18 protein-coding genes and 1 riboswitch are annotated in these 25,233 nt (G+C 35.5%); of the genes, 8 read left to right on the forward strand and 10 right to left on the reverse strand.

What is annotated here, in order from left to right; translation table 11 throughout:
- Window positions 1-27 precede the first annotated feature (27 nt).
- Both I6U50_RS03020 and I6U50_RS03025 read right to left on the reverse strand, forming a co-directional pair.
- Complete coding sequence (locus tag I6U50_RS03020) at window positions 28-1,122, reverse strand: YncE family protein (protein ID WP_198637799.1); 1,095 nt, start codon at window positions 1,120-1,122, stop codon at window positions 28-30.
- A 3-nt stretch (window positions 1,123-1,125) separates the two neighbouring features.
- Window positions 1,126-2,967, reverse strand: coding sequence for a TonB-dependent receptor plug domain-containing protein (locus I6U50_RS03025; RefSeq protein WP_198637800.1), 1,842 nt, complete (start codon window positions 2,965-2,967; stop codon window positions 1,126-1,128).
- 33 nt (window positions 2,968-3,000) lie between these two features.
- Window positions 3,001-3,296, reverse strand: a riboswitch (cobalamin riboswitch).
- A gap of 162 nt (window positions 3,297-3,458) precedes the next feature.
- Between I6U50_RS03025 and I6U50_RS03030 the strand changes: the two genes are divergently transcribed.
- From I6U50_RS03030 to I6U50_RS03040, 3 genes are all read left to right on the forward strand, one after another.
- A complete protein-coding gene (locus I6U50_RS03030) occupies window positions 3,459-4,613 on the forward strand; it encodes an ABC transporter substrate-binding protein (RefSeq protein ID WP_198637801.1) in 1,155 nt (384 codons plus the stop codon).
- A gap of 206 nt (window positions 4,614-4,819) precedes the next feature.
- A complete protein-coding gene (locus I6U50_RS03035) occupies window positions 4,820-5,851 on the forward strand; it encodes an iron ABC transporter permease (RefSeq protein ID WP_198627238.1) in 1,032 nt (343 codons plus the stop codon).
- 2 nt (window positions 5,852-5,853) lie between these two features.
- Complete coding sequence (locus I6U50_RS03040; RefSeq protein ID WP_198637802.1) at window positions 5,854-6,648, forward strand: ABC transporter ATP-binding protein; 795 nt, start codon at window positions 5,854-5,856, stop codon at window positions 6,646-6,648.
- On the opposite strand, the gene I6U50_RS03045 is transcribed toward I6U50_RS03040, so the two are convergent.
- The 5 genes from I6U50_RS03045 to pelF are packed head-to-tail and all read right to left on the reverse strand — an operon-like array spanning window position 6,645 to window position 16,560.
- On the reverse strand, window positions 6,645-10,637 hold the full coding sequence (locus I6U50_RS03045) for a DUF2194 domain-containing protein (protein ID WP_198637803.1): 3,993 nt from the start codon (window positions 10,635-10,637) through the stop codon (window positions 6,645-6,647). The genes I6U50_RS03040 and I6U50_RS03045 overlap by 4 nt on opposite strands.
- Complete coding sequence (locus tag I6U50_RS03050; RefSeq protein ID WP_198637804.1) at window positions 10,637-12,613, reverse strand: hypothetical protein; 1,977 nt, start codon at window positions 12,611-12,613, stop codon at window positions 10,637-10,639. The genes I6U50_RS03045 and I6U50_RS03050 overlap by 1 nt, the downstream gene beginning before the upstream one ends.
- Before the next feature lie 8 nt (window positions 12,614-12,621).
- Window positions 12,622-13,413 (reverse strand): endo alpha-1,4 polygalactosaminidase, encoded by a 792-nt coding sequence (locus tag I6U50_RS03055; RefSeq protein WP_193709649.1) that lies wholly within the window; start codon window positions 13,411-13,413, stop codon window positions 12,622-12,624.
- 7 nt (window positions 13,414-13,420) lie between these two features.
- Window positions 13,421-15,034 (reverse strand): exopolysaccharide Pel transporter PelG, encoded by a 1,614-nt coding sequence (gene pelG / locus I6U50_RS03060; RefSeq protein WP_198637805.1) that lies wholly within the window; start codon window positions 15,032-15,034, stop codon window positions 13,421-13,423.
- Between the two features lie 2 nt (window positions 15,035-15,036).
- Window positions 15,037-16,560, reverse strand: coding sequence for a GT4 family glycosyltransferase PelF (gene pelF / locus I6U50_RS03065; protein WP_198637806.1), 1,524 nt, complete (start codon window positions 16,558-16,560; stop codon window positions 15,037-15,039).
- 303 nt (window positions 16,561-16,863) lie between these two features.
- Between pelF and I6U50_RS03070 the strand changes: the two genes are divergently transcribed.
- The 5 genes from I6U50_RS03070 to I6U50_RS03090 all read left to right on the forward strand — a co-directional run bounded on the left by I6U50_RS03070 (window position 16,864) and on the right by I6U50_RS03090 (window position 21,245).
- A complete protein-coding gene (locus tag I6U50_RS03070; protein ID WP_232805865.1) occupies window positions 16,864-17,730 on the forward strand; it encodes an endo alpha-1,4 polygalactosaminidase in 867 nt (288 codons plus the stop codon).
- Window positions 17,731-17,822: 92 nt separating this feature from the next.
- Window positions 17,823-19,223 carry a DNA recombination protein RmuC gene (gene rmuC / locus I6U50_RS03075; RefSeq protein ID WP_198637808.1) on the forward strand — a complete coding sequence of 467 codons (1,401 nt, stop codon included), beginning with the start codon at window positions 17,823-17,825 and terminating at the stop codon, window positions 19,221-19,223.
- A gap of 124 nt (window positions 19,224-19,347) precedes the next feature.
- Entirely contained in the window at window positions 19,348-19,716 is a 369-nt protein-coding gene (locus tag I6U50_RS03080) for a 6-phosphogluconate dehydrogenase (protein ID WP_198637809.1), read from the forward strand.
- Window positions 19,717-19,719: 3 nt separating this feature from the next.
- On the forward strand, window positions 19,720-20,262 hold the full coding sequence (locus I6U50_RS03085) for an acyl-CoA thioesterase (protein WP_198637810.1): 543 nt from the start codon (window positions 19,720-19,722) through the stop codon (window positions 20,260-20,262).
- 8 nt (window positions 20,263-20,270) lie between these two features.
- Window positions 20,271-21,245 (forward strand): bile acid:sodium symporter family protein, encoded by a 975-nt coding sequence (locus I6U50_RS03090; RefSeq protein WP_198637811.1) that lies wholly within the window; start codon window positions 20,271-20,273, stop codon window positions 21,243-21,245.
- Window positions 21,246-21,390: 145 nt separating this feature from the next.
- On the opposite strand, the gene I6U50_RS03095 is transcribed toward I6U50_RS03090, so the two are convergent.
- The 3 genes from I6U50_RS03095 to rpmH form a co-directional block, all read right to left on the reverse strand.
- Window positions 21,391-21,783, reverse strand: a complete 393-nt coding sequence (locus I6U50_RS03095) for a DUF423 domain-containing protein (protein ID WP_193709657.1) — start codon at window positions 21,781-21,783, stop codon at window positions 21,391-21,393.
- Between the two features lie 221 nt (window positions 21,784-22,004).
- Window positions 22,005-24,857 carry a carbamoyl-phosphate synthase large subunit gene (gene carB, locus I6U50_RS03100; protein WP_198637812.1) on the reverse strand — a complete coding sequence of 951 codons (2,853 nt, stop codon included), beginning with the start codon at window positions 24,855-24,857 and terminating at the stop codon, window positions 22,005-22,007.
- 110 nt (window positions 24,858-24,967) lie between these two features.
- A complete protein-coding gene (rpmH, locus tag I6U50_RS03105) occupies window positions 24,968-25,126 on the reverse strand; it encodes a 50S ribosomal protein L34 (protein ID WP_075327124.1) in 159 nt (52 codons plus the stop codon).
- Between the last annotated feature and the right edge of the window lie 107 nt (window positions 25,127-25,233).

Raw genomic sequence — 25,233 nt, forward strand, 5'->3', positions numbered from 1 at the left:
TAAGCAAATAACAGAAAAACAATATACTTAGTCGTTAAAGTAGAAGCCATTAGGGTTTACCCCTCCAGAGTCTATTTCATCTACCAATTCACCATTCATATTATAAATTCTTATTGTGCCATTAGAACTATAATCATTGGCATCTCCTGTATAGAAGTAACCATCTTCTAACTCGAATCCATAAAGAGCAAAAATATCTTCACTTAAAGTAAAAAAACTTTCAGTAGGTAGCTCTTCAGCAGAAGTTTCCATAGAATAAACAGCACCATTAAGGAAATAATAAATTTTATCATTCTCAATTTCAAAGCTTGATGGATGATCTGTTATATTTGGAAAAATTATTTCATCAGATATCTCGTTAGTAGACAAATCTATTTTAGAGATACGCCCAGCCGTTTCTTCAATATCTTCAGGCCAAGATGGTATCCCGCTAGACATAACCCATAAGTATCCATCTTCAATCTCTAAAGAACTAGGTACATCTCCAACTTCTATACTTTTCTCAATAGAGTTAGAAACGGGATCTATAACCAAAATCTTATTATTAAAATTATATCCACCTTGTAAATTCACATATAGCTTATCATTCTCAGCAATAATCATCTCCGGCCCCTCCTCTACACTAATAGTTCCGGTAGTTTCATAGTTTTCCAAATCATATATTGCGATATAATCATCATTTGCATCAAAACCATCTCCCCAGTTAGTCACATAAATATGATCTTTGTAAACTACAACATCCCGTGGATAACTTAAACCGCTCTCTATTGTATGAACAAGCTCCATAGAGTTTCTATTTACAATATGAATTAAGTTTGAATAATTCATAACAATAAAAGCATAATCTTTTGTAAATGTAATATTCTGCCCGGTATCGCCCATTGGCTGATCATTCACTTTAGAGAATATCTCGGTATCAATGATCGAAAAATCATTACTTACGTAAGTTATCGTACTATTATTTTTACCAATTCCCCCCTCATTCAGTACAAAAAAACCATTGGTATAATCTCCTTCTGCTTGTGGCCCATCGGGATCAACAATATCATCGTCACTACTACAGGAATTTAATAAAAGCCCTCCTATTAAGGCCATAGACAATAGTTTGCTAATTCTCTTCATTGTTTAAAAATTAAGGTTTAGGTATATATTAAAATTTCTACCGGGCATCCACCGGTTTTCTACACTTTGGTATGCTTCATCAAAAATATTGAGTACTCTTGCCCCAATTTTATAGCTATGTCTTTTTCCAAAATCATAGCCTATTCCCAGGTTTGAAACCGTATAGGCATCCATATTATAACGGGAATTATTGTCTGATCTGGTAAAGGCTTCTCCATTATATAAAAGCTGATAATCCAGGCTTAAATTTTTAAAAGAATAGGTAAATGCCACCGTAGCTTTATGAAAGGGTACATAAATAAGCTGGTAGCCGGTATTCATATCTTCTGAAACGGTATAAGCATAAGTTGCAGAAGCACCTATACTATGATTTTTTAAAATATTTTTTTGCCAATTAGTGAGTACCTCAAAGCCATAGGTTTCTACTTTCTCTTCATTTATTGGACGCCAGGCCCCTGTTTCTGAGGGTAGCCAACGAATCATATCATCAATTTGGTTGTAATAACCGGTAAGGCTAAAATTTAAATTTTTATAGTTAAAATGGTTTCCAAGTTCTATTTGGTTGGAGGTTTCGGGATTAAGATTGGGATTTCCGGCGCCCGTCCAATACAGGTCGTTATACGTTGGAATTCTAAAATTTCTGGAAGCGTTTATTTTAAAACTATATAAATTGGTTACATCATAATTAAGACCCGCCGAAAACAATAACGGACTCTCATAATTATTGGTAACTTCTTTTCTTAAACCCAATTCGTACTGAAGTTTCTTAAACGGCCGGTGTTTCATTAAAAATGCCGAAGAAAAAATATTCCTGGTATTTTCAGTAATTCCCGATCCCGTTCCATCGGTATAGGTATTGGTTAATACAGCATTAAATTGCAATGTATTTGAAGGTGTGTATTTTATATCATACTTTCCTATGGTAGTCTTTGCTCCTCCAAACGTATAATTATTGGAAGCAATATTTGGATAATATCTATAGTTTTCATCCAAATAGGCCAACCTGGCTACCGAGATAAAATTGCCAAACTCACTAACCCATTCCAATAAATTCCGTGAATTTACATTACTGTATTTGGTTTTAGTTTCTGAAGGCCTTATCAATGAAAAATGACGTTCTCCTTCAAAAACTTCACTGTAAAACTTTAAGGTATTTCTTTTAGTAAACCTATATGCCAAACCAATATTTAGGTTATTGTTATAAAAGCTCCCATTTACGTTCTTCTTTCCTTTCAGCGGCCATTCATAATCATTATCTGAAGAGTTTCTGGCAAGAGCGGCACTTAAGCTCCATTTTTTGGTTGAAGTTTTAATTTTATATCGAGCATCTAAGGTGTTAAAACTCCCGTATTGTAAAAATAAATCCTGTTTTGTTTTTCCACTAAAATCAAGTTGGGTATTTAAGTGAATACTTCCGCCAATAGCCCCAGAGCCATACACAACACTTCCACCCCCACCACGAACACTTATATTATCAAATCCGCCCGCGTTTATGGTATTAAAGTCGGTTTGACCGTTAAATTGAGAATTAATATTAATTCCATTCCATAAAACCGCGGTTTGAGACGCAGTTGTTCCACGAAAAGATGGCGAAGAAACCATTCCCAGGCCATTTTCTTTAAAATAGATATTGGTATTAAAATTTAAAGCTGAAGTAAGTAGTGCTCCGTTTTTCTTTAAAACCGAATCGTTTAAAACGCTCACATGCTGTCCGGTAGAGAAATCTCTTAATTTAATATCGGTTAAAAACACCTCGTCCAAAACGTTTATAGTATCGTTTTGAGCCCATAATGGCAAGCCACAAAGCAAGCCAAGAAATAAAATATAAAATTGTCTATTTTTCATCTGCCCCTGACTTTTATCCCGAAAGTCTAAGAATTAATTAGTACTATTTTGGCAGGTCTCCTGGCTCGCGTCTTGTTGTTTACCTTCCCATCCTTAACTAAGAACAGTGGTTTTTGAAGTGATAACAACAAGCATTCTGATTTAAAAATCAGAACTTAGCTTACAGTTGCGGGAACAGCTCAGGCTTAACAAAAGTTTGAAGAAGAAGTTTGAAATACGAATAAAACATTCTTGCTTCGTATTTTGTACTTCTAACTTCGTACTTTTTTCCTGATTCCCTTTTAATCGGCGTGATAAAACACATCCGAACCAAAAATTTCAGTGCGAAATTAAACATTTATACGAGTTGTAACTATTAAATTCTAAATAATATTACTTTTGACAATTCCTCTTCCAAAAATACCTGAAACACTATGTTCAAAACAAACAAGGTTTCAGTCTGGAAAATGAGAAAAAGCAAATTTCAGCCAATTAGATTTAAGCGTATTAAAATGAAAAATAAGTTTACCTGGATTCTTAATTTTGTTATTCTATTTCTATTCCTAACTGCATGTAAGAATAACCAGAACGAACAAAAAACAACTTCTAAAAAGCTTGAAACAGCGCTTGAATTAAGTTACGCTAAGAGTTTTAGTATCAAAACATTTAATGATTTCTACCTAATAGAACTAAAATCTCCCTGGCCTAATGCCAAAGAGCCCTTCACTTATCTTCTTTTTAAGGAAAATGCTCAAATCCCCGAAGATTTGGAGTACGATCAAAAAGTGCAAATTCCGGTAAAAAAAATGGTTGTTACTTCTACCACTCATATTCCGGCACTCGAAGCTTTAAATGAAGAAAACAGCCTTATTGGTTTCCCGGGCTTAGATTACATCTCTTCTGAAAAAACCAGAAAACTGATTAATTCCGGCAAAATTAAAGAGTTGGGGAAAAACGAAAATATCAATACCGAAATACTTATAGACCTGGAACCCGAAGTAGTTATTGGTTTTGCTATAGATGCGAATAACAAAACCCTGGAAACAATTCAAAAAATGGGAATTCCGGTGATGTACAACGGCGATTGGACAGAAAAAACTCCACTTGGAAAAGCAGAATGGATCAAGTTTTTTGGTGCTTTTTACGATAAGTTAGCTGAAGCCGAAGAAGAGTTTGAATCTATTGAAAAAGCTTATAAAGAAGCTAAAGATTTAGCAAAGTCGGCTAGAAATACCCCAAAAGTCTTAAGTGGTGCTATGTATAAAGACCAATGGTATTTACCTTACGGAAACTCATGGCATGCACAGTTTATTAAAGACGCCAATGCTAATTACGTATATTCTGACACCCGTGGAAACGGCAGCATGGCATTATCTTTTGAAAGTGTGCTGGAAAAAGCCCAGGACGCCGATTTTTGGATAAGTGCCGGACAGTTTACTTCTTACTCGCAACTTTTAGAAGAATCGGAACATTACAGGCAATTTGAAGTGTTTCAGAAAAAAAATGTTTACAGCGTAAGCCTTACTAAAGGTGAAACCGGCGGAGTAATTTATTTTGAACTTGGCCCGCAACGCCCAGATTTAGTACTAAAAGACCTGGTTGCTATATTTCACCCAGATCTACTTCCTAATTACGAAACTACTTTTTTTAAGGCCCTGGAAGAGTGATTTAGCAGCTTCAAGGCACTGGTTAAAACCTTATCTAAAAGTTTTTTTGAATTTCCGGGTAAGTATCATTGTGCATAAATCTTTTATATTGAGCACCCGGAAGTTTAAAATGGCCTTATATAGGCATCCATTTTTTATTATGCTTCTTCATTAATTTTATCTCCTCATTTTATTTCAGATATTTACACCCAAATAAATAACCGGTCTTGTTACATTCCCAAAAATATGTTCTTCCGCTGGTACTCCTTTTTCTGGGAGTGCTATTTCTTGGATTTTTGAATATTAGCCTTGGCTCAGTAAATATTCCATTTAAAGATGTTTTTGCTTCTATCTTTAACCTGGAAGTCTCTAAAGAAACCTGGCGATATATTATTGTGGAATATAGGTTACCAAAAGCCATCACAGCCATTATAACCGGTTCTGGATTGGCCATTAGCGGGTTATTGATGCAAACGCTATTTAGAAATCCATTGGCCGGGCCATATGTTTTAGGGTTAAGTAGTGGCGCAAGTTTAGGCGTAGCCATTGTAATTATGGGAGCTTCTATTTTTGGAGGTGTTTTTGCAGGAGTACTGTTATCTAAATGGAGCCTTGTAATAGCATCCAGCCTGGGAAGTTTATTGGTTCTTATGGCAGTAATACTGGCTTCAATAAAGCTTAGGGATACCATGGCCATCTTAATTATAGGCTTAATGTTTGCCAGTTTAACCGCTGCAGTGGTAAGTGTTCTCTCCTATTTTAGCCCTGCAGCACAACTACAGCAATATATATTCTGGTCTTTTGGAAGTTTAGGAGACCTTTCGTGGAACGAAGTTGGCATTTTAACCATTTTTTGGCTGGTAGGTTTGGCACTTGCCATGTCTTGTATAAAAAACCTGGATACCTTACTGCTTGGGGAACAATACGCTAAAAGCCTGGGGGTAAGTATTAAAAGAAACCGATTTGTAATTATTATTGCTACCAGTTTACTTGCGGGCAGTATTACTGCTTTTGCCGGGCCTATTGCTTTTGTAGGTTTGGCTGTTCCGCATTTAATAAGACAGGTAATTCCTGTAAACAATCACCAAATTTTAGTTCCCGCAGTTATTTTAGGCGGAGCTGCATTAATGCTTATTTGTGATATTGCAGCCCAATTACCGGGGCAGGAATATACCCTCCCCATAAATGCCATTACTTCTTTGATTGGTGCCCCGGTAGTGATTTGGCTTTTAGTTCGCAAACGAAAATTTCTATTCTAACATTGGAGAAATCCCAACAACATAGCATTCTTAAAACCACTAACCTGGATATTGGCTACAGCACAAAAGCTAAAAAAACCATTATTGCTAAGGCTATTGATATTGAAGTAAACCAGGGAGAACTTGTTGCCGTAATTGGTGTAAATGGAGTTGGAAAGTCTACATTTCTACGAACATTAAGCGGTGTTCAGGATGCACTTCAAGGCGAGGTTTTAGTAAAACACCAAAAAATTAAACAAATAGATTCCCTGGAACTAGCCTCTTTAATAAGTCTTGTGCTTACCGAGCAACCCATTTCTAAAAATCTGAGTGTTTTTGAGTTGGTGGCACTGGGTAGGCAGCCGTATACCAATTGGATTGGCCGATTAGGTAAAAATGATCTTCGCCAAATAAAGAAAGCGTTGCAGCATGTAGGCATTGAAGACCTGCAAAACAAAAAATGCTACGAATTAAGTGACGGGCAATTACAAAAGGTATTAATAGCCCGTGCTATAGCTCAAAACACCCCCCTGGTTATTCTGGATGAACCCACCACCCATTTAGACCTTTACCATAAAGCTTATGTGCTAAAACTGCTAAAAAAGCTTACCAGGAAAACAAACAAAGCTATTGTGTTTGCTTCGCATGAAATCAATCTAGCCATTCAGCTGTGCGATAAGATAATTTTAATGCAGCCTGACAAAGTTAGTACAGGTTCTCCCCGGAAACTGTTGGAGTCTGGTGCCTTTTCCAGTGTCTTCCCTGAGGGCTTAATTGTTTTTGATAAAGCTTCCGCTTCTTTTAAAATTAAGCCTTAATTCTCCTTAAAAATATATTTTAAACCAAATGTAAAGTTATTGGAGTAAAAGTTTTTTAGTGTATAAAATTCGGCCCGGGCATCAAAATAAAGATACTTTGAAATAGGCCAGGTTATATTTCCGCGGTAGCGTTGGAATTCATCAGAAAAAGTATCGAGGAAATAACCCGCATCCAGATTAATTTTCCAAAAATTATTTTCATCTAAATATTCGTATGCCAGTCCCATTCCGCCATATAATCTTTTATCTAAGGTCCAGTAAGGATATCCGCCCGTTCTGGTTGAATTTCCCAACATTCCTGAGATTTCGGAATAAGGTTTAAATTTAGACTTATCATTAAGGACAACATCCATAGAAATACCGGTTAAAGCCTGTATATCCTGCACATCGTCGCTAAAATGATTCCCCTCCAGGTAAAGAATTGCGCGAAATTTTTTCTTAAACTGAAGTTCTTCGTAAATATTTAATTGGGTTTGGTAAATATCCAGGGAATAGGCCGGTCCTGTAATAGCAGGTTTCCTGGAAAGTTGCACCGAACTATACAGGCTGTCTATAGAAATAGAGGCCGAAGCATTTAAATGCAAATAAGCTTTCCCTACTTCATTAAACTCCAAACGGGTACCAAAACCATAATTAATCTTTTCAAGCCTTTCCCGTGATTTAAACCTATAAATCAAACCGGGCAATTGCTCATCTATATTGTTTTTTAAACTTTCCTGCACAGGTATGGCATAGGCTTTATAATAGCTAAGTCCGAATTGATGTTGATGTAACTTTTTATCCCGGATACCATACACAGCCTCGGTGCCAAAAGAAGTAGGGTCTAGCCTATCGCTAATAATATTACTCTTCAAACTTAGAAAATCACCTTCGGTAATTCTTAGGTTATGTTTTAGTTGTGCGGCCACTTCCGGGTAAAAAAGAGGTGGATATCCCTTCAATAGCATTCGTTTTTCCAGGGAACTTAAATAGCGAACATCTTTGTTGAGCTGTCTTCTTAAGCGTTCTTTTTTCTCTGAATCTACCAATTGTGAAGTTAATTTCCAGGCCTTGGTTATCTGGCCCCGCCCCAAATAATATTCCGCCATAAATGCCTGGATAAGCTCTTTTTCCTTCAAATTATTTTTTATGGAATAATTAGCGTACAAACGTTCTACTTCGTTATAATTCTTTAAGGCATACAACCACTGCATTCGCTCTACAACAGGAAAATTATCGGCACAGGCAGACCACTCCAATGCTTTTCTAAAACTTCCCTGGTTGCCATAGGTGTAGGCAATTGTAGCTGCCAGCGGCTTGAGTCCTTTATCACAAGCTTTTATCTCCAAAAGTTCCTGAGCCGCTTTTTTATTATTATCGGCAATAAGATATTCTATATAAATAGGAAAATTCTTCTCTTTAAAAAATTCGTAATCCCCAGATTGCAATCGCCAATTATTCACTGATTCTTCACCAATTTCTTTGCTGCATTTAGACCATAAAATGGCTTTTTCATATTCTCCGGCATCAGCAAAAATCCAGGAGATAGTTGAAGCGGCAGACCTAAAATCTTCCCGGCAGGGTGCAATGTCCTTAACAAGATTAAAGGCAGTTTCAGGAAATTTTTCATTTAAAAGTGATAAATAGCCAAACCTGTCCTCAGCCGAATTGGCATTGTCAATTAATTTTAATAATTCATTACGGCTTAGCTGAACTTCGGTATCACTACCAAAATAAGCAATAAAATCTTTCCTGAGATCTACATTTTTCGGATATAATTCTATTTGCCTTAACATCCATCGTCTTCTGGTTTCCAAATTTGGGTAATCGCTTTGGGCTATAAATTCTACAGAAAGCGCAACATAAACCGAAGATGCATTTTTGGAATATTTTTGTTCTAGTAAAGGCCATATTTCATTCTGACGTCCCTCCCAGCCCAGATACTTAAATAAATCTATCCAGGTTTGCCGATTAAAATTATTAGCAATGCTAATTTCAGACTTTAACTCTTCGATTTTCCTTTCTACCTCTATATCACCTTGATTTTCTGAAGGTTTTGTAGACAAATAAACCTTATACTCCTGTAGCAACGAATTTTGTAAATTACGAGGAGAATTATTTTTAAATTTAGGTAAGCTCAGTTGGTTTTTAAAAGTTTGAATATTATATAGAAAACCTTCCAAAAGAGGTGTTTTAGTATATTTACGCTTATTCTGAGTAAGATAGGACTCTATTTCATTATTATTTTCTGCGGATATATAAACAAACCAAAAATTTTCATTTTCTGCTGAATTTTTGGTCTGGGCAGACACCTGGACAGTCTTTTCCCCTTCCGAAAATTGATACGTAGTCTCTCGCCAATTTTTGGTGATTTTTGCCGCTTCTGAAACCTTTAAAAATCGAATAAGAGGAAAGGTTTCTTTTACTCCTTGTATATAATCCCTAAATCTGGGCAGCAAACCGGGAGAACCATCATCTGAAACCCTCCAACCATAAGCGTTTATATTTCTCAAAATATAATCTCCAGCGCTGTCCAAACCTTCGTCCCCGGGAATTTGATAAATATCATCGGGATGGATAAAATGGGTCCAAATACCGGTATAAAGATACAATGACTGTTGATTAAATTCCTGGGTTGATGTTAGGGCATAACCACTTGTTATCCTGGGGAAATTAAAGAAATGGTAATTGTAAGGTTCGGGATCAAACTCCCGATATCCCCCATCCTCAAAGTCCCCCAAATAAATGCTGGCATTATATACAATATTGGGAATATTTTCTTCTAAAGCAACAAAACCGGTACTATCTATAATATTTGATGGCGGCACATACGATTTAGGTAACTCGCCATAACCACGTGCAGCCCAACGTTTTTTAACCGCCTGCAAACTTAACCCCATATAGCTTTTGCTAGGCCAATCTGCCTGAGTAAGTGAAACGTGATTATATCCGTGCAGCTCCAATTCATGATTAGAGTTTTTTATACTCAACATCAATTTATCGGCTCCATTTACTCCATTCAAAACAGATCTCTCCCATTCCCTAAAGTTAAAGGGAGGGGTGGTGTGATTGGAATAATCGAAACAAACATAAGCCGAATAAGCAATATCTTCTTCTTTAGCCAATTTCAACATATCTTTCCACCAAACTTTTGAATAAAAGTCGGCCTGGCTTAAGTCCATCTCCGATTGCACCGGCTCCATTTTGGCATTATAAAGCGGTGCCGGAAAATCATCTAACATAATACTTGAGGCATTTGCTATTGGGTAAGGAACCCCTTCTAAACCTTCTAAAATGGCAGCAAAAAATAAACCACGCTCCTGCTTTTGCGAAAATTGTTCTGTGTTAAAGGAAATAACCGTCCCCTTTTCTATTCTATTCTTAATGATAAGCGGATAACTTTCTTCAGAAAATGCAGTTGCCAAAACCTCAACCTCTTCTTTAAAGTTATTTTCTTTTAATCCATAATGAATGGTACTGTTCCTGTAGTGCTTTCCTTTTAATCCGGGTATAAAATCTGTTTTAAATAGAAATCCCTTAGCGGTAGTGTTTATTTGTAAATCGGCGTCTGCTTTTACTCCGGCTAAAAACCCAAAATTTTTATCTACTCCGGTCGTAGGAATAAAAAGATGTCCGCCATTTGCAACAAAATTGATAAGAAAATCCATAGCCCGGGGGTTTAATTGGGCCAGATTATAAATTACTATGCTTTTTACCGAACCCGGTATGCCGGGTTCTTTATTAAAATCTTCCTGTGAAATTTCACCAAAAGGAATTTTTGCATAATTAAGGGTCTTTCGAATGTGCCTACTGTTTTTTAGGCTTAAATCATTCTCTGCATCTAAAATATAAGCTACCAGGGGCGTATTGCTAATTTCATCATAAAGTACCCGAGGATTGCTCTTTATACTTTTAGAGTCTTCACCATCGGCCTCACAGCCCGCTATAAAAGATACAAGAAAGCCTAAGGATATATATATTAATAAATTGATTAGTAGTTTTATTCTCATCAAAATAATAATTCATTAATGTTGCTGGAACGAGGCCTATTCTCTACCTTATATACTTTTAAAAGCCTGGTATTATAATAGACACTTACTGCCCTACCTTTGGCTTTTAGTAATTCTATTCTCTCTTTTGTTAATGATTGCTGTGCTTTAAAAGCTTCTTTTTCGGTAGTATCTTCATATACAAAAACAAACAAGGTTTCAGGCAAGATAATATCTGGATTATTCAAAAGATAGGTTGCATTATTTCTATACGTGTTGAACCTTCTATCACGTTGAATATAATTTTCATTAAAATAATCGTAGTTATAATAATAATGGTCGTTATTACTAAAGCTATAATAGGGCAAAGAATTTACAATAGCATAAGAATAGGGCAAATTTTCTGATTGTATCTTTGCATAAGCTTCAAATACATTGTTTTCTGTTTTATTAGACTCAAAATTGAAAGTAGCTTCCTGCGGAAATGTGTATATAGCAAAACCTAAAATTATTGCGGCACCACTAACAACTTCAATAATGGTGCTCAATGGACTTTGCTTTTTAAAAATAGCAATTAGATTTACTACAATGTTTAGTATTATTCCGAAGAAAATTGGAATAAACACACATAGCACCTGACTTAAAAGATCCAGATCTAATAAAACCTCGTCTATATGGTAAAGACCGAATAGTATATTAAGGAAAATTAAGAAAATAAGACTCGCAAGCCATTTATGTGGTTTCTTTAGGTATTTAAAGATGGTGATAACTAAAAAAACAACTGCTGCAACCTGGTAATAATAAATAAGTTCTTTGAATGGAAGAATTAAACTGGAATTGTATGTATAAGCATCAAAAGAAAAAAGATTGGAAACAATAAAAGCCCCCATATCTTCTTGCTTTATAAGAGCTGCCACTCCATAAATAACAGCAATTAGACTAACCGAAGCAAGATATGCGAAAATAACTTGAGACACCTGCTTTAAGTTATCCCTAAATTTAAAGAAGAACAAAATAAATAGGAAAAGAGGAATTATTAGCAAGCCTACAAACAAGTCTAAAATTAAAATAGTTGTAAAAAGAACCACAAACCATCCAAATATGAGCTTTCTATTAAAACGAAAACTTTGTGGATAAATACCAAAAAACATGGTAGGCACTGCAATAATTAGGGCCGTAAAAACAGACTTGTGTTCCGCTACTAAATCTAAATTCATTGGCAGAAAGGAATATAGTAAGGCAAAACTTAAGCCTGCCAATATACCCGGGGCGTGTTTTCGGGAAATCTTATAAACTACCCAATATATAACCAGGGAGAGCAAGGCAGATTCCAGAAGTCCGAAAGATTGCAAAGCCTCAGCATTCGTGATACTGGTTATTTTTGCATAAAGATTTATAATTAAGTAATCTCCCATCATTTCACCCGGATGGAAAAACCACGTCTCAAAAGAAAGGTCATTAATTAGGTTTAACTTTTTAAACCAGTGGTACGAAAGCGTGAATACATCTTCACTAAATAACGAGCTTCGGGAAACATAAGTTATTATAGGCAATAAAAAGCCAATTGCCAATTGCCAGTTTTTATGGTATTCAGATAATCCTTCCCCTCTATTCTTATATGTGGGTTTTATAATGTTATCTCTATCCAAAAAACTCTTTCGCCTTTCTAGCTTGATTACGGCATACAGAATAGTACGGGTATATATTCTTTGTAGCTGATCCCTAATTGGTTTTCTGTAATTAAGGTTCATAAAGGTTAAGCTAATAACGGCAATAGCAATACAAATTATAACAAATAGATCAAATGTATTAGTAAGCACTAATATAAAACCTCCTAAAAGCACGGAAGCAAGAATTAAGGTGATGGTAGGAATTAAGAAGTTTAATGCTGTTTGCGCAGAGACACGGGCAGAAATTATTCTATGTATTAAAAGAATTAATACAAAGAACAAAATAATTCTTAAGGGTCCGGCAAGTAGGTAGGGCTCTAAAAACATAATTCACTTCAGTTTTTATCAGGAATACTTTGTAAATCTATTTTCCCAATAAAATAGGGCCAGTTATTTTCTTCCAATCTTTGGTCTATGGCCTTTTTTAATTTCTTAGTTTCGGCATATTCTATTAAAATTACGGGGACTTTATAATTCCTATAAGCTTCTTCAAGTTCGTGTAAAAGTCGTAAATAGGTTTCTTCTTCCCTTAATTGATATTTATTTTTACCGAAATCATAATCGGTTACCACACTCTCTTTGGCTACCGAATTGATATACGGATGAGTATCTTCAATTATTGATACACCTGCATTCTGCATTAAATAAATCTCAGGGAAAAGAATCTTTACAGTTTTTAGAAAGTCTAAAAGAGCAGGTTTCTTTTCTGGAGTTGGACCAAATTTGGTATAGTTGTCTATGTTGTCCAAAAACATTCCGTCCAATCCCTTTTTCATATTAAATTTAATAATATCCATAAGAGATTTACTGGTCTCCTTATTTTCTATATCCAAAATATGACTATTCCATATATTGTTTTTTCCCAGGGAAAAATCTTTTATTTCAGGATAATGGGCCGCCGATTCATTGACCTCCCCTAAACTTATATATCCTAATACTGTATTATTTTGCTGCTTTAGTACCTGAATATCCTTACTATCGAAATGAGCACTTTCCAATACCACTATTTCATATCCTGAGACATCTTTGGGGTAAAAATCGCCATAAGTAAAAAGTATTTGCTTTTCTTTAGTAAGTTGCTGAGCTAAAGCCTGGGCAGTTTGGAATAAAATTGCGCCTGTAATCATGAAAATTTTAATAAGATGCATAATAGTAATAATCCAGGTTTTTAAAGAAACTGTATGTTTCCTTTGTAGTAAGTAGCATAAACACAAAGGATCCTATCAACATACCTACCACACTATATTCGTAAGAGACCCATCGACTTAGTAAAATTCCTATAGTAATATTTACCAAGAAGGCAATCACTATATTTAACAAAGGCCTTCTATGTTGACCCAGTGTGTAGAGATATAAAACATTAAGCATACCAAGGCTTAAAAACAAGTATCCTACACTTCCCAAAATACAAACCCTAAGGCTCAATTCACTAAGATTCTCATCAAAACCCGAAGTATATCCCCAGGGCTGGGTAATTAGCAAGTATAGGAAAATTGCAATCCCCAGTGCACTAATTGCAAATAATCGTAAATGTTTAAAATACATTTTTTTCATCTTATCATTAAAGGTTTGAAAACTGGAGTACTTTGTTTCCAATTGATGAAAATCCATATGCCTTATATAAGAATGAATGGCGTATTCCATAACTCCTCCTAAAAGAAAGAAAATTAAAATTGCAAGATCCATCCCTATTTCATAATCCTTTTCGTAATAAATAATGTAAGGTATATCTCTATTTAATGTAGAGGACCATGCTACAAGCCTATCCAGAAATACAAATGTAAACAAAAAGGTACCATAAAGGAAATAATTAAAATTTCTGTATAAAGAGAGCATAACCTTAGGCTTCTTCTTTTCGGCTTTGTTTTGTTTTAACTTAAACTGTAGAAAGAAGTAAATATATCCCACCGATATTAGAGAAGCGGTAAGAATACCTATCCAATGCACAAAATAGGGATGAATTGCGGTATACCAATGTAATGCCAGTGCCAATCCAGTACCTACAGAAACGCTTAAAGATAATACCCACCTTTGTTTTAAAGCATACAAAGGCGCCAACACCAAGAGTAAAAATCCGATAAATAAAGCATATAAAAACGTGATTATTACAAAAAGAAAACTATAAAGTGGAACAACCATATTTACCAACAGCGAAAAAATAAAAAAAACTATTATAGTAAATGTTCCGTTTATAATAATTTTCCTGGTAGAATAACTAGCCATATGGTAATCTTTATTATACCAATAGTAGGAAACCTGTTTACCTATAACCTGAACAAAACCAGCACTTAAAATAAAGCCAAAAATTACTCCCAATACTACTGCCGTAGATTGCAGGTTGTTGAATTTTGAATAGGTCCAGAGCGAAAAACCAAATATTATAATAGAAACCACCTGTAGGAAAACAGGAAATAAGTGGATTAATCCAGAACTATAATCTGCAATAAATCGTTTGGTGTTTTTTGTCGTGATATATTCGGTAAGCGCTAATCGTTTAAATGTCTTTGCCTCTGCTATACGCTGATTATTGTTTTTAAGGTTTGCCAGGGTAATCGCGTCATAGGCCTTATAAATATATTTGGAAAGTTGAAAAATATCATCAAAGCCATAGTCCTTTTTCACATCTACGTCCCTAATCCCAAAAGATTCTATGGTAGCAGCTACTACATAGACATTTACAGGTTTACCGTTGCGCTCTTTAACAGAAACCACAAGCTTGGCAATAGCTTTAATTTGATCCTTGTTCATCCTCAGTTAAAATCTTTAATCTTAGTCAGTTTAGCTTTTGAACCTTCAGCCTTCATCATATCCTTATACACATCTTCATACTCCCTTATAAACTTATTTAAGGTAAAGTTGTTTAAGACTTTTTCCCTTGCACTTTCCCCCATGTTTTTTCTTAGGTCCTCATCTAAAAGCAACTTCGCTACATAGCTTCCAATTTCTTCGGCATCTTTTGGTTTACAGGTAAATCCGCAACTTTCATCAAGCGCTTCTTTCACACCGCCAACATCGGTAGATACCACCGGGATTCCACAGCTCATAGATTCTATAACAGTATACGGAAAGCCTTCAGAAATAGATGTTAAAATAGAGATATCACCTTCCAGAAATATTTCCTGAGGATTGTTTCGAGGCCCCATAAACTTAAAATTATCCTGTAAACCTAATTCTTTGATAAGCTGAAGACATTCCCTGGTGTAATCCGGAACCGCTGTATCATCTCCATAAACCATATATTGCACATTAGGAATGGTGTTTTTTACCACTGCACAAGATCTAATCATTGTTAAAATATCTTTTAACTCAAAAACCCTTGCTAAGGCAACTACGGTTGGAACATTTTTTAAATGAGACGGTTTAGGCCCGGGTTTAAAAACCTCGGGATCTATTCCATTATAAATTACTTTAAATTTTTTAGGATCTGCACCATACCATTTTTCCCATTTTTGATTAAAGGTAGTTACCGAAATAATCACATCAGATTTATAATAGGCTAAACGGGCAATAGCCTCGGAGAAACGAATAAGTAAGCTCTTTAAAAAATAGGGATATTCAGATTTATTAATAGCCAGTAACCTTTCCCTTATAAAAACCCCATGCTCTGTTAGCATGATCTTTGTCCCATATTTATAATTGGCAATAAGTGCGGGAATAAGAGGGAAACCACTTAGTGTAAGATGCGCAATATCTACCCTGGGAATATTTACAATGGCAAGCGGAATTAGAAATCTATAAATCCAGCGTAAACCCACAGTTATATCTATCAAAGAGGCATCAGGGTTGCGTTCACCAATAATAAACCTGGCTAGAATATCACGGTAAGTAAGCCAAACATGCTTATTCCTCATGGTTTCTTTAAAATCGTAGTCTTCAAAGTAAAACCATAATTGATGAAAAATGATATCCAGATCTTCTATTTGTTGGTCTTCACTATATATAAACTCAAGTAAACTTTTAAAGAGCGGGATAAATTTTTGTTCAACCACCGCATCTGTGGTCCATTCTTTTTTAGCTACTGTTTTATAATATTCTTCTCCATAACTTATATAATCGTAAGGCTCGTCTGGTGTCCAAAGAGGTACCTGTATAACTTCACTTATGTTGCTACTTAGTTTATACTTTGTTTCCTTTTCAAACGAAGCATTTATGGAATACAACTTAAAATCTATATTACCAACCTTGTTACATAAGTGATGTGCCCAGGTTGAAACACCACCACCATTAAAAGGGTAGGTACCTTCTAAAATAAGTAATACGGAGGGCTTCGGCATTAAATTATCTTTTAATTCAAAAATATAGGAAAAAATGTCATTTATACACTTCCAAACCAGAAATTATAAGCGCCTTTCTAGCTATTAAACTTTTTTCAATGAAACTTCTTTAGCGTTAAAAAATATGGCTTTTTAAGCATAATAAATACAAAATCCACAATTAATCGTTTGGTAATTTCACATATCTTTGCCTTAAATTTCAATAAGTAAATGAATTTAGCCCGAATTCCAATATTTATTTTTAGTTGTTTACTCTTTTTATGTCAGAATAGCACAGCTCAAGAGGTAAATTACCGCCAGCAGATGCGAAATTTAGTTATTGAAATTAGTGAAAACGCAAAAGCTAAAAATGAGAATTTCCTTGTAATTCCCCAAAATGGTATAGAACTCATACTTTCCGAATCCAAAAATCCCGCTTTAAACTATTTGAAAGCTATAGACGCGGTAGGACAGGAAGATCTCTTTTATGGTTACCCTGAGTTTAACCAACCTACCCCTAAGCCAGACATCACTTATTTGCTAAAGCATCTTGAAATTGCAAAAAATCAGGGAAAAGAAGTGTTGGTAACAGATTATTGCTCTACTTCCAAAAAAATAGCCAATTCCTTCTGTTTAAATAAAAAAAATGAATTTATCTCTTTTGCAGCCACTCGAAGGGAATTAGATGAAATCCCGGACTATGCCATTTTTAATGAAAATAAAGCAGATATAAAACATATTTCTGAAGCTAAGAATTTTCTGTACCTGCTCAATTACGCCAATTATCCAGGCAAAAAAGATCTTATAGCTGAAATTGCATTCACCAATTACGATTTAATTATTATAGACTTGTTTTTTAATAAGGAAGCTTTCACTGCTGAAGAAATAAAGAAATTAAAAAAGAAAAAAAATGGTGGAGACCGACTGGTAATAGCCTATATGTCTATTGGCGAAGCAGAAGAATATAGGTATTACTGGAAAGACTCCTGGAACAAAAATCCCCCAATCTGGTTAGCGGAAGAGAACCCATATTGGAGCGGGAATTTTAAAGTGAAATATTGGCATCCCGAATGGAAAAGACATATATACAGGAATAAAGATGCTTATTTAAAAAAAATAGTTAATCTTGGCTTCGATGGCGTCTATCTGGATATTATAGATGCTTACCAATATTTTGAAGCAGGTAATTAATTTTCTTTCCCCTTAAATAAGCATTAAACTAAGCCCAGAATTTTAGAACAATTCGGGCAAATAAGTATCTTTGGGAAAACTGCTAATTTCCCATGATTAACTACCTACTTGTTACTGCCATTTTTATTGCCCTCTTCCTCGGAATTTACTTTGGCAAACTAATTTCTGGTTTGAAAAGTAAAAATAAGGAAGCTGTTTTGGAGGAAAAAAACAATCAACTATTACTTCAGGTAGAAGAAATTAAAACCCAACTAAACAACAATTTAAACAATTATAAGACTGAAATTTCAGAACTACAAAATAAAGCCCAAATACAATCTGAAAAAATAGAGAACGAGCGTGAAGAAATACGCCGCGAAAAAGATTTTCTTAATACTGAACTAACAAAAAGAAACGCCGAGTTTAGAAACCTGGAGCTTAAAAACAAAGAACAAAAGGCCGAGGTTGAGAAACTTCAGCAAAAATTTGAAAAAGAATTTGAAAACCTTGCCAATAAAATTCTGGAGCAAAAGTCAGAAAAATTCACACTTCAGAATAAAGAAAACATTCAGAATTTATTAAATCCTTTGCAGGAGAAAATCCTTCATTTTGAAAAGCGTATCGAAGAAGGAAATAAAGAAAGCATAGACCGCCACGCCATGTTAAGGCAACAAATTATTGGTCTTAAAGAGCTTAATGAGCAAATGAGCAAGGAGGCCACCAACTTAACCAAAGCTCTTAAAGGCGATACCAAAACCCAGGGGAACTGGGGCGAAATGATCTTAGAGCGTGTCCTGGAGCGCAGCGGACTTAAAAAAGGAAGTGAATATTCAGTTCAACAAAGTTTTACCAATGCCGATGGCAAAAGGGTTTTACCCGATGTGGTGATTAACCTACCCGGTGACAAAAAAATGATTGTAGATTCTAAAGTTTCGCTTAATGCTTACGAACGTTATAGCAATGAAACTCGCGAAGAAGAAAGCAAAAAGCATTTAAAAAATCATTTAACCGCCATAAAAAACCGTATCAACGAGCTAAGCAATAAAAATTACCACCAGTTATATCAAATGGACAGCCCAGATTTTGTTTTGCTTTTTATCCCTATAGAAGCTGCTTTCGCCGTTGCTTCCAACGAATATCCCGGATTGTATGCTGAAGCATTTGATAAAAATATTATTTTGGTGACCCCCACCACCCTACTGGCTGTGTTAAAAACCATAGATAGTATGTGGCAAAACGAAAAGCAAAAACAAAATGCAATCGCTATCGCAACACAGGCCGGTGCATTATACGATTCCTTTACTGCTTTAACCGAAGAACTCACAAAAATAGGCAGGCAATTGGGAACTGTACAAAATTCTTATGATGTAGCCATGAAAAAGCTTTCAGGCAAGGGTAATTTACTACGAAGAGTAGAAAATCTTAAAAAACTTGGTGCGAAAGCCAGCAAACAAATAGATCATAATATGCTATCGACTATAGAAGAGAGCGATATTGAAGAACCCAACAAATAGACTAACTTGCAACCAATTTAAAATTCGGAAAGCAGAAAGATTATTTTGATTTCCAGGCAAACCCTGGATCTTTTTAACTCGATTATCAAACGAAAAAATACTTAGCTATCAAAACATCGAAAAAATGAAAAAGACACTTTTTGGAATTTTAGGAGTCATTACACTTCTTTTTATCGCCTGGTTTGCTTTTATCTATTTTGTGCCCTACAGCGAGGGCACAAGAAGCGGTGAACTTATAAAATTCAGTAAAAAAGGCGTTATTGCCAAAACCTGGGAAGGTGAAATTAGCCAGGGAATTAGCGGTGCGCAAATCTTCCAGTTTTCGGTTTTAGATAATAACCAGGAGGTTATTCAAGCTCTCCAGGAAAACGAAGGCAATTATGTAAAGCTTAAATATAAAGAGCGCTACGCTACCTTCTTTTTTTGGGGAGACACCAAATATTTTATAACCCAGGTAGAAGAAGCCCAATCCCCACATTTTAGAGACAGATAAATTATGGACCATTTTAAAAAAGTAAAAGATTCACAGGTAGATATTTCAGAATTAATGCTGCCTTCCCATTCTAACTTTAACGGTAAAATTCACGGAGGTTACATTCTATCCCTTATGGATCGTATTGCATTTGCCTGCGCCTCTAAACATTCGGGTGCATATTGCGTAACGGCCAGTGTAGATACGGTAGACTTCTTAAAACCTATAGAAATTGGCGAGTTGGTAACTATGAAAGCCTCGGTAAATTACGTAGGTAACAGTTCTATGGTTATCGGGATTCGGGTTGAAGCCGAAAATATTAGAACAGGAATAAAAAAACATTGTAATTCTTCTTATTTTACGATGGTTGCCAAAGATAAAGATGGAAAATCTATTGCCGTACCAGGATTACACCTAACTACCGATGACGATATTAGACGTTTTGCCAAAAGTATAAAGCGAAATAAAATGACGATAAATAGAAAACAAGAATTCAGCGAAACCGATTTTTCTTCAGAAGAATATGTGCATTTACTGGAGAATTATAAAGTTAAAATAGATAAATAGCTTGGCAATTGAAGTTTAACGGATTTATAGTAGCCATTTTTTTAGCGATCCTTATCGCCTATCTATTTCCTGAAGGTGTCGTGCTTTTCCCACTTAAAACCATCACGGATATTGGAATTGGATTTATCTTTTTATTCTACGGATTAAAATTATCTCCAACAGAATTTAAACTGGGCTTTTTAAATTATAAAGTTCATATTGTGATTCAATTGACCACATTTGTAGTGTTTCCGTTACTCACACTCTTATGCCTACCACTGTTTGAAAACGGAACCGCTTCAAACCTTTGGATAGCCCTATTTTTTCTTGGCACCCTTCCTTCTACCGTTTCATCTTCAATTGTAATGGTTTCCCTGGCAAAAGGCAATTTACCTACCGCGATCTTTAACGCCAGTCTTTCAGGAATAATAGGGATTTTTGTAACTCCAATTTGGTTAAGTTTTTTTCTTAGCCATAATGCCAGTTTTGAGTTTTTAGATGTACTTTTAAAACTATTCCTGCAAATAATTCTTCCCTTAATTCTAGGGTTAATCCTGCAAAAATTTCTTGGTGAATTTGCCAGGAAGCACAACAAAAAACTTAGCCTGATAGATAAAACTACCATTATACTAATTGTTTACTCCAGCTTTAGTAACTCCTTCTCCTCCAATATTTTTAGCAGTGTAGCTACCCAGGATTTATTAAAACTGACCGGAATAGTGGTTATACTCTTTTTTGTAGTTTACTTTGGACTGGCTTTACTCAGTAATTTTTTAGGCTTTAAGATAGAAGATAAGATCACTGCACAATTTTGTGGCACGAAAAAATCACTTGTTCATGGCTCTGTAATGGTAAAAGTGATTTTTGGAAATGCCGCCAATACCGGGCTTTTACTTTTACCCATTATGATCTACCATTCCCTGCAGTTAATATTAATTGCTTTTTATGCTGAAAAATACCGAAAACGGGTATTGCGTGCTGAAACTTTAGAAAATACTGCTTAGATGTAAGTTTATGCTGATTCTTGTTAGATGCTGAAACAAGTTCAATATGACGATTTACTCAATAATAGTAATATCATCAAATTAGACCTCCTAATAAATTTCGGAGCTAGCTTTGAATCAGGATGACATTTATATCTTAAAACATTTAAAGATAACTTGCGATTTCAGCAATATTGATTGTAAAAAAAATCCAGCCAAGAATAAGCAAAAGTCCGCCAAGTGGTGTTATTGGCCCTAAAACTTTTATTTTCCTTCCTGCTGAAGTGCTTAAGGTTAATCCATAAATGCTAAAGGAAAACAAGAATATTCCTATAATAAAAAACCAGGCAATAAGCTGCTGGGAAACCCCGATAAACGGAAAAACAATTCCCGATATAATAAGCATAATCGCATGGTACATTTGATATTTTACGCCAGTCTCAAAACTTTTTAACTGGTCTTCAGAAAAACGTTTTTTTAAAGCGTGTGCTCCAAAAGCTCCAAAAACAACCGCAAGTGTGCCGTAGATTCCACCAGTTATAAGTACAAATTCTTTCATAAATATTTTTTAAAGGCTAAGAGGTTAACTACTTAAATTAGAAAAACCTACAAGATATTAAAATCTTGTAGGTTTTTGGTTTATTGTGTTGTCTAAAAAGACCCGGCTTCGTCAAGCTTAACTTGTTTCAACTTCTAGCATGTTTGAACTTTCAATGAAACAAGTTCAGAATGACGATTTATAAAATCTTTTCAGATAGCCTATTCTTTAAATACTATTTCTTATTTACTCAAATACATTTTTCTTCTACTGTAAAGCTCGTAAAATGCATCATCTCTAAGACTATCTATAAAAAGAATACTTTCCCCGGTACTCTTCATCTCTGGCCCAAGTTGTTTATTCACTTTATGGAACTTATTAAAAGAGAAAACCGGTTGTTTTATAGCGTAGCCTTCTAACTGCGGGTTAAAGTTGAAATCTTTAACTTTCTTCTCACCCAGCATTACTTTAGTAGCATAGTTTACATAGGGTTCTTTATATGCCTTGGCTATAAATGGAACCGTTCTGGATGCCCTTGGGTTAGCCTCTATAATATAAACCTTATCATCTTTTAAAGCAAACTGAATATTGATTAAGCCCACCGTATTAAGTGCTAAAGCAATTTTACGGGTATGATCTTTAATTTGCTCCATTACCAGGTCTCCAAGATTAAATGGAGGTAGCAGCGCATTAGAATCTCCCGAGTGAACCCCACAAGGTTCAATATGCTCCATAATTCCTATAATTTGTACATCTTCGCCATCACAAATCGCATCTGCTTCAGCTTCAATAGCACCATCCAGATAGTGGTCTAACAATAATTTATTATTCGGAATTTTTCGAAGTAAATCCACCACCGTTTCTTCCAGCTCATCTTTGTTGATCACAATTTTCATTCCCTGCCCTCCTAATACATAAGAAGGTCTTACCAGGATAGGAAAATCCAGGTCATCGGCAAGTGCCAGGGCTTCATCTGCAGTTTCGGCAGTACCAAATTCAGGGTAAGGAATGTTATTTTCCTGAAGCAGTTTAGAGAAGCTTCCTCTGTCTTCGGCCAGATCCAGCGCTTCGTAACTGGTTCCCATAATTTTAATACCGTAACGCTCTAATTTTTCAGCAAGCTTTAAAGCAGTTTGACCTCCAAGCTGTACAATTACCCCTTCCGGTTTTTCGTGACGAATTATATCGTAGATATGCTCCCAGAAAACAGGTTCAAAATAAAGTTTATCGGCTACGTCAAAATCTGTAGAAACCGTTTCGGGATTACAGTTAATCATTATCGTTTCATAACCACACTCCGATGCCGCTAAAACACCGTGCACACAACTATAATCAAACTCAATTCCCTGGCCAATTCGGTTAGGACCAGAGCCCAATACTACAATTTTCTTCCTGTCGCTAACCTTGCTTTCGTTATCTACATATCTTTTGCCATCTGGAGTTTCAATTTCAGCTTCGAAAGTAGAATAGTAATAAGGAGTTTCGGCTTTAAACTCGGCTGCACAGGTATCTACCAGTTTATACACCCGGTTTATTCCTAAATCTACCCTTTTATTATAAACCTCACTCTCTAAACAGTCAAGCATATGGGCTATTTGTCTATCGGCAAAACCTTTTTGTTTTGCTTCCAGTAATAACTCTTTAGGTAAAGAATCTTTATCAAATTTTGAAATTTCTACATCCAGCGCATAAAGTTCTTCATACTGGCGCAGGAACCACATATCTATTTTAGTGATCTCGTGAATTCGGCTTAATGGAATTCCGGCCTTAATCGCATCATAAATTACAAACACACGATCCCAGCTGGCATAAGTAAGTTTTTCTATAATTTCGTCGTACTTGGTATAGCTTTTTCCATCTGCTCCAAGTCCGTTTCTTTTAATCTCCAGAGATTGTGTAGCTTTATGCAGTGCTTCCTGGAAAGAACGACCTATTCCCATTACCTCTCCTACAGATTTCATTTGTAGGCCTAAAGTGCGATCTGCTCCTTCAAATTTATCGAAATTCCAACGTGGAATCTTTACGATCACATAATCTAAAGTAGGTTCAAATAACGCCGATGTTGACTTTGTAATTTGGTTTTCAAGTTCATCTAAGTTATAACCTATAGCAAGTTTTGATGCAATTTTTGCAATTGGATATCCGGTTGCTTTAGAAGCCAAAGCCGATGACCTTGAAACCCTTGGGTTAATTTCTATGGCTATAATATCTTCTTTTTCGTCTGGACTTACCGCAAACTGCACGTTACACCCACCGGCAAAATCTCCAATGCTACGCATCATTTTTATTGCCATATCACGCATACGCTGGTAGGTAGAATCGCTAAGCGTCATAGCCGGTGCAACCGTAATTGAATCTCCGGTATGAATCCCCATAGGGTCCATATTTTCTATTGAACAAATAATAACTACATTATCGTTCTTATCCCTAAGCAATTCCAGCTCATACTCTTTCCAACCTAAAAGCGCTTTATCTATTAACACCTCGTGAATTGGTGATGCCTCGAGCCCATAGGTAAGCATTTCATCAAATTCTTCGGGACCGTGAACAAATGAAGCACCACTACCACCCAGGGTAAAAGAAGCACGAATTACTAATGGAAAACCAAATTCCTGTGCTACTTCTTTCCCTTCAAGATAAGAAGTTACCGTTCTTGCCGGTGCCACAGGAACTCCAATTTCACCCATAAGTTGCTTAAACTTATCCCGGTCTTCGGTAATGTTTATGGCGTCTATATCTACACCAATAAGTTTGATTCCAAAATCTTCCCAAATTCCCTTTTCATCGGCTTCAATACACAGGTTAAGTGCAGTTTGTCCACCCATAGTAGGCAAAACAGCATCTATGTTTGGATGTTTTTTAAGAATTTCAATAATAGATTTGGTCGTTAACGGCTTTAGATAAACGTGATCTGCCATAGACGGATCGGTCATTATCGTTGCCGGATTAGAATTAAGCAGGATAGTTTCTATACCATCTTCACGTAATGAACGCAAAGATTGGGTTCCTGCATAATCAAATTCACAGGCCTGACCAATAATAATAGGCCCTGAGCCAATAATAAGAATACTTTTAAGGTTGTTGTTTTTAGGCATTTTTTGTAAATTGTAGCATATTAAACTTAAAAATAAGGAAGCGCTTGGATATAAAAAAAGGCGTTACTAAAAAAAGTAACACCTTTAAATATTTTAAAAACTAATTATCATTAGTGCTTATGTCTGTTTTCAGAAGAGACAGATATTTTCTTTCTACCCTTAGCCCTTCTTCTGGCAAGGACTTTCCTTCCGTTTGCACTAGCCATTCTTTCTCGAAAACCGTGCTTGTTCTTTCTTTTTCTCTTAGATGGTTGAAACGTTCTTTTCATTTTAAATATCTTTAAATCTTCTGTATAATCGTTTTTTAGCTCTCTGTAAAACTGCGTGCAAATATACAAAGCTTTTTAACTATTACAAGAGGTATTTTAAATTATTT

The sequence above is a fragment of the Salegentibacter maritimus genome (assembly GCF_016236975.1).
Taxonomy (GTDB): domain Bacteria; phylum Bacteroidota; class Bacteroidia; order Flavobacteriales; family Flavobacteriaceae; genus Salegentibacter; species Salegentibacter maritimus.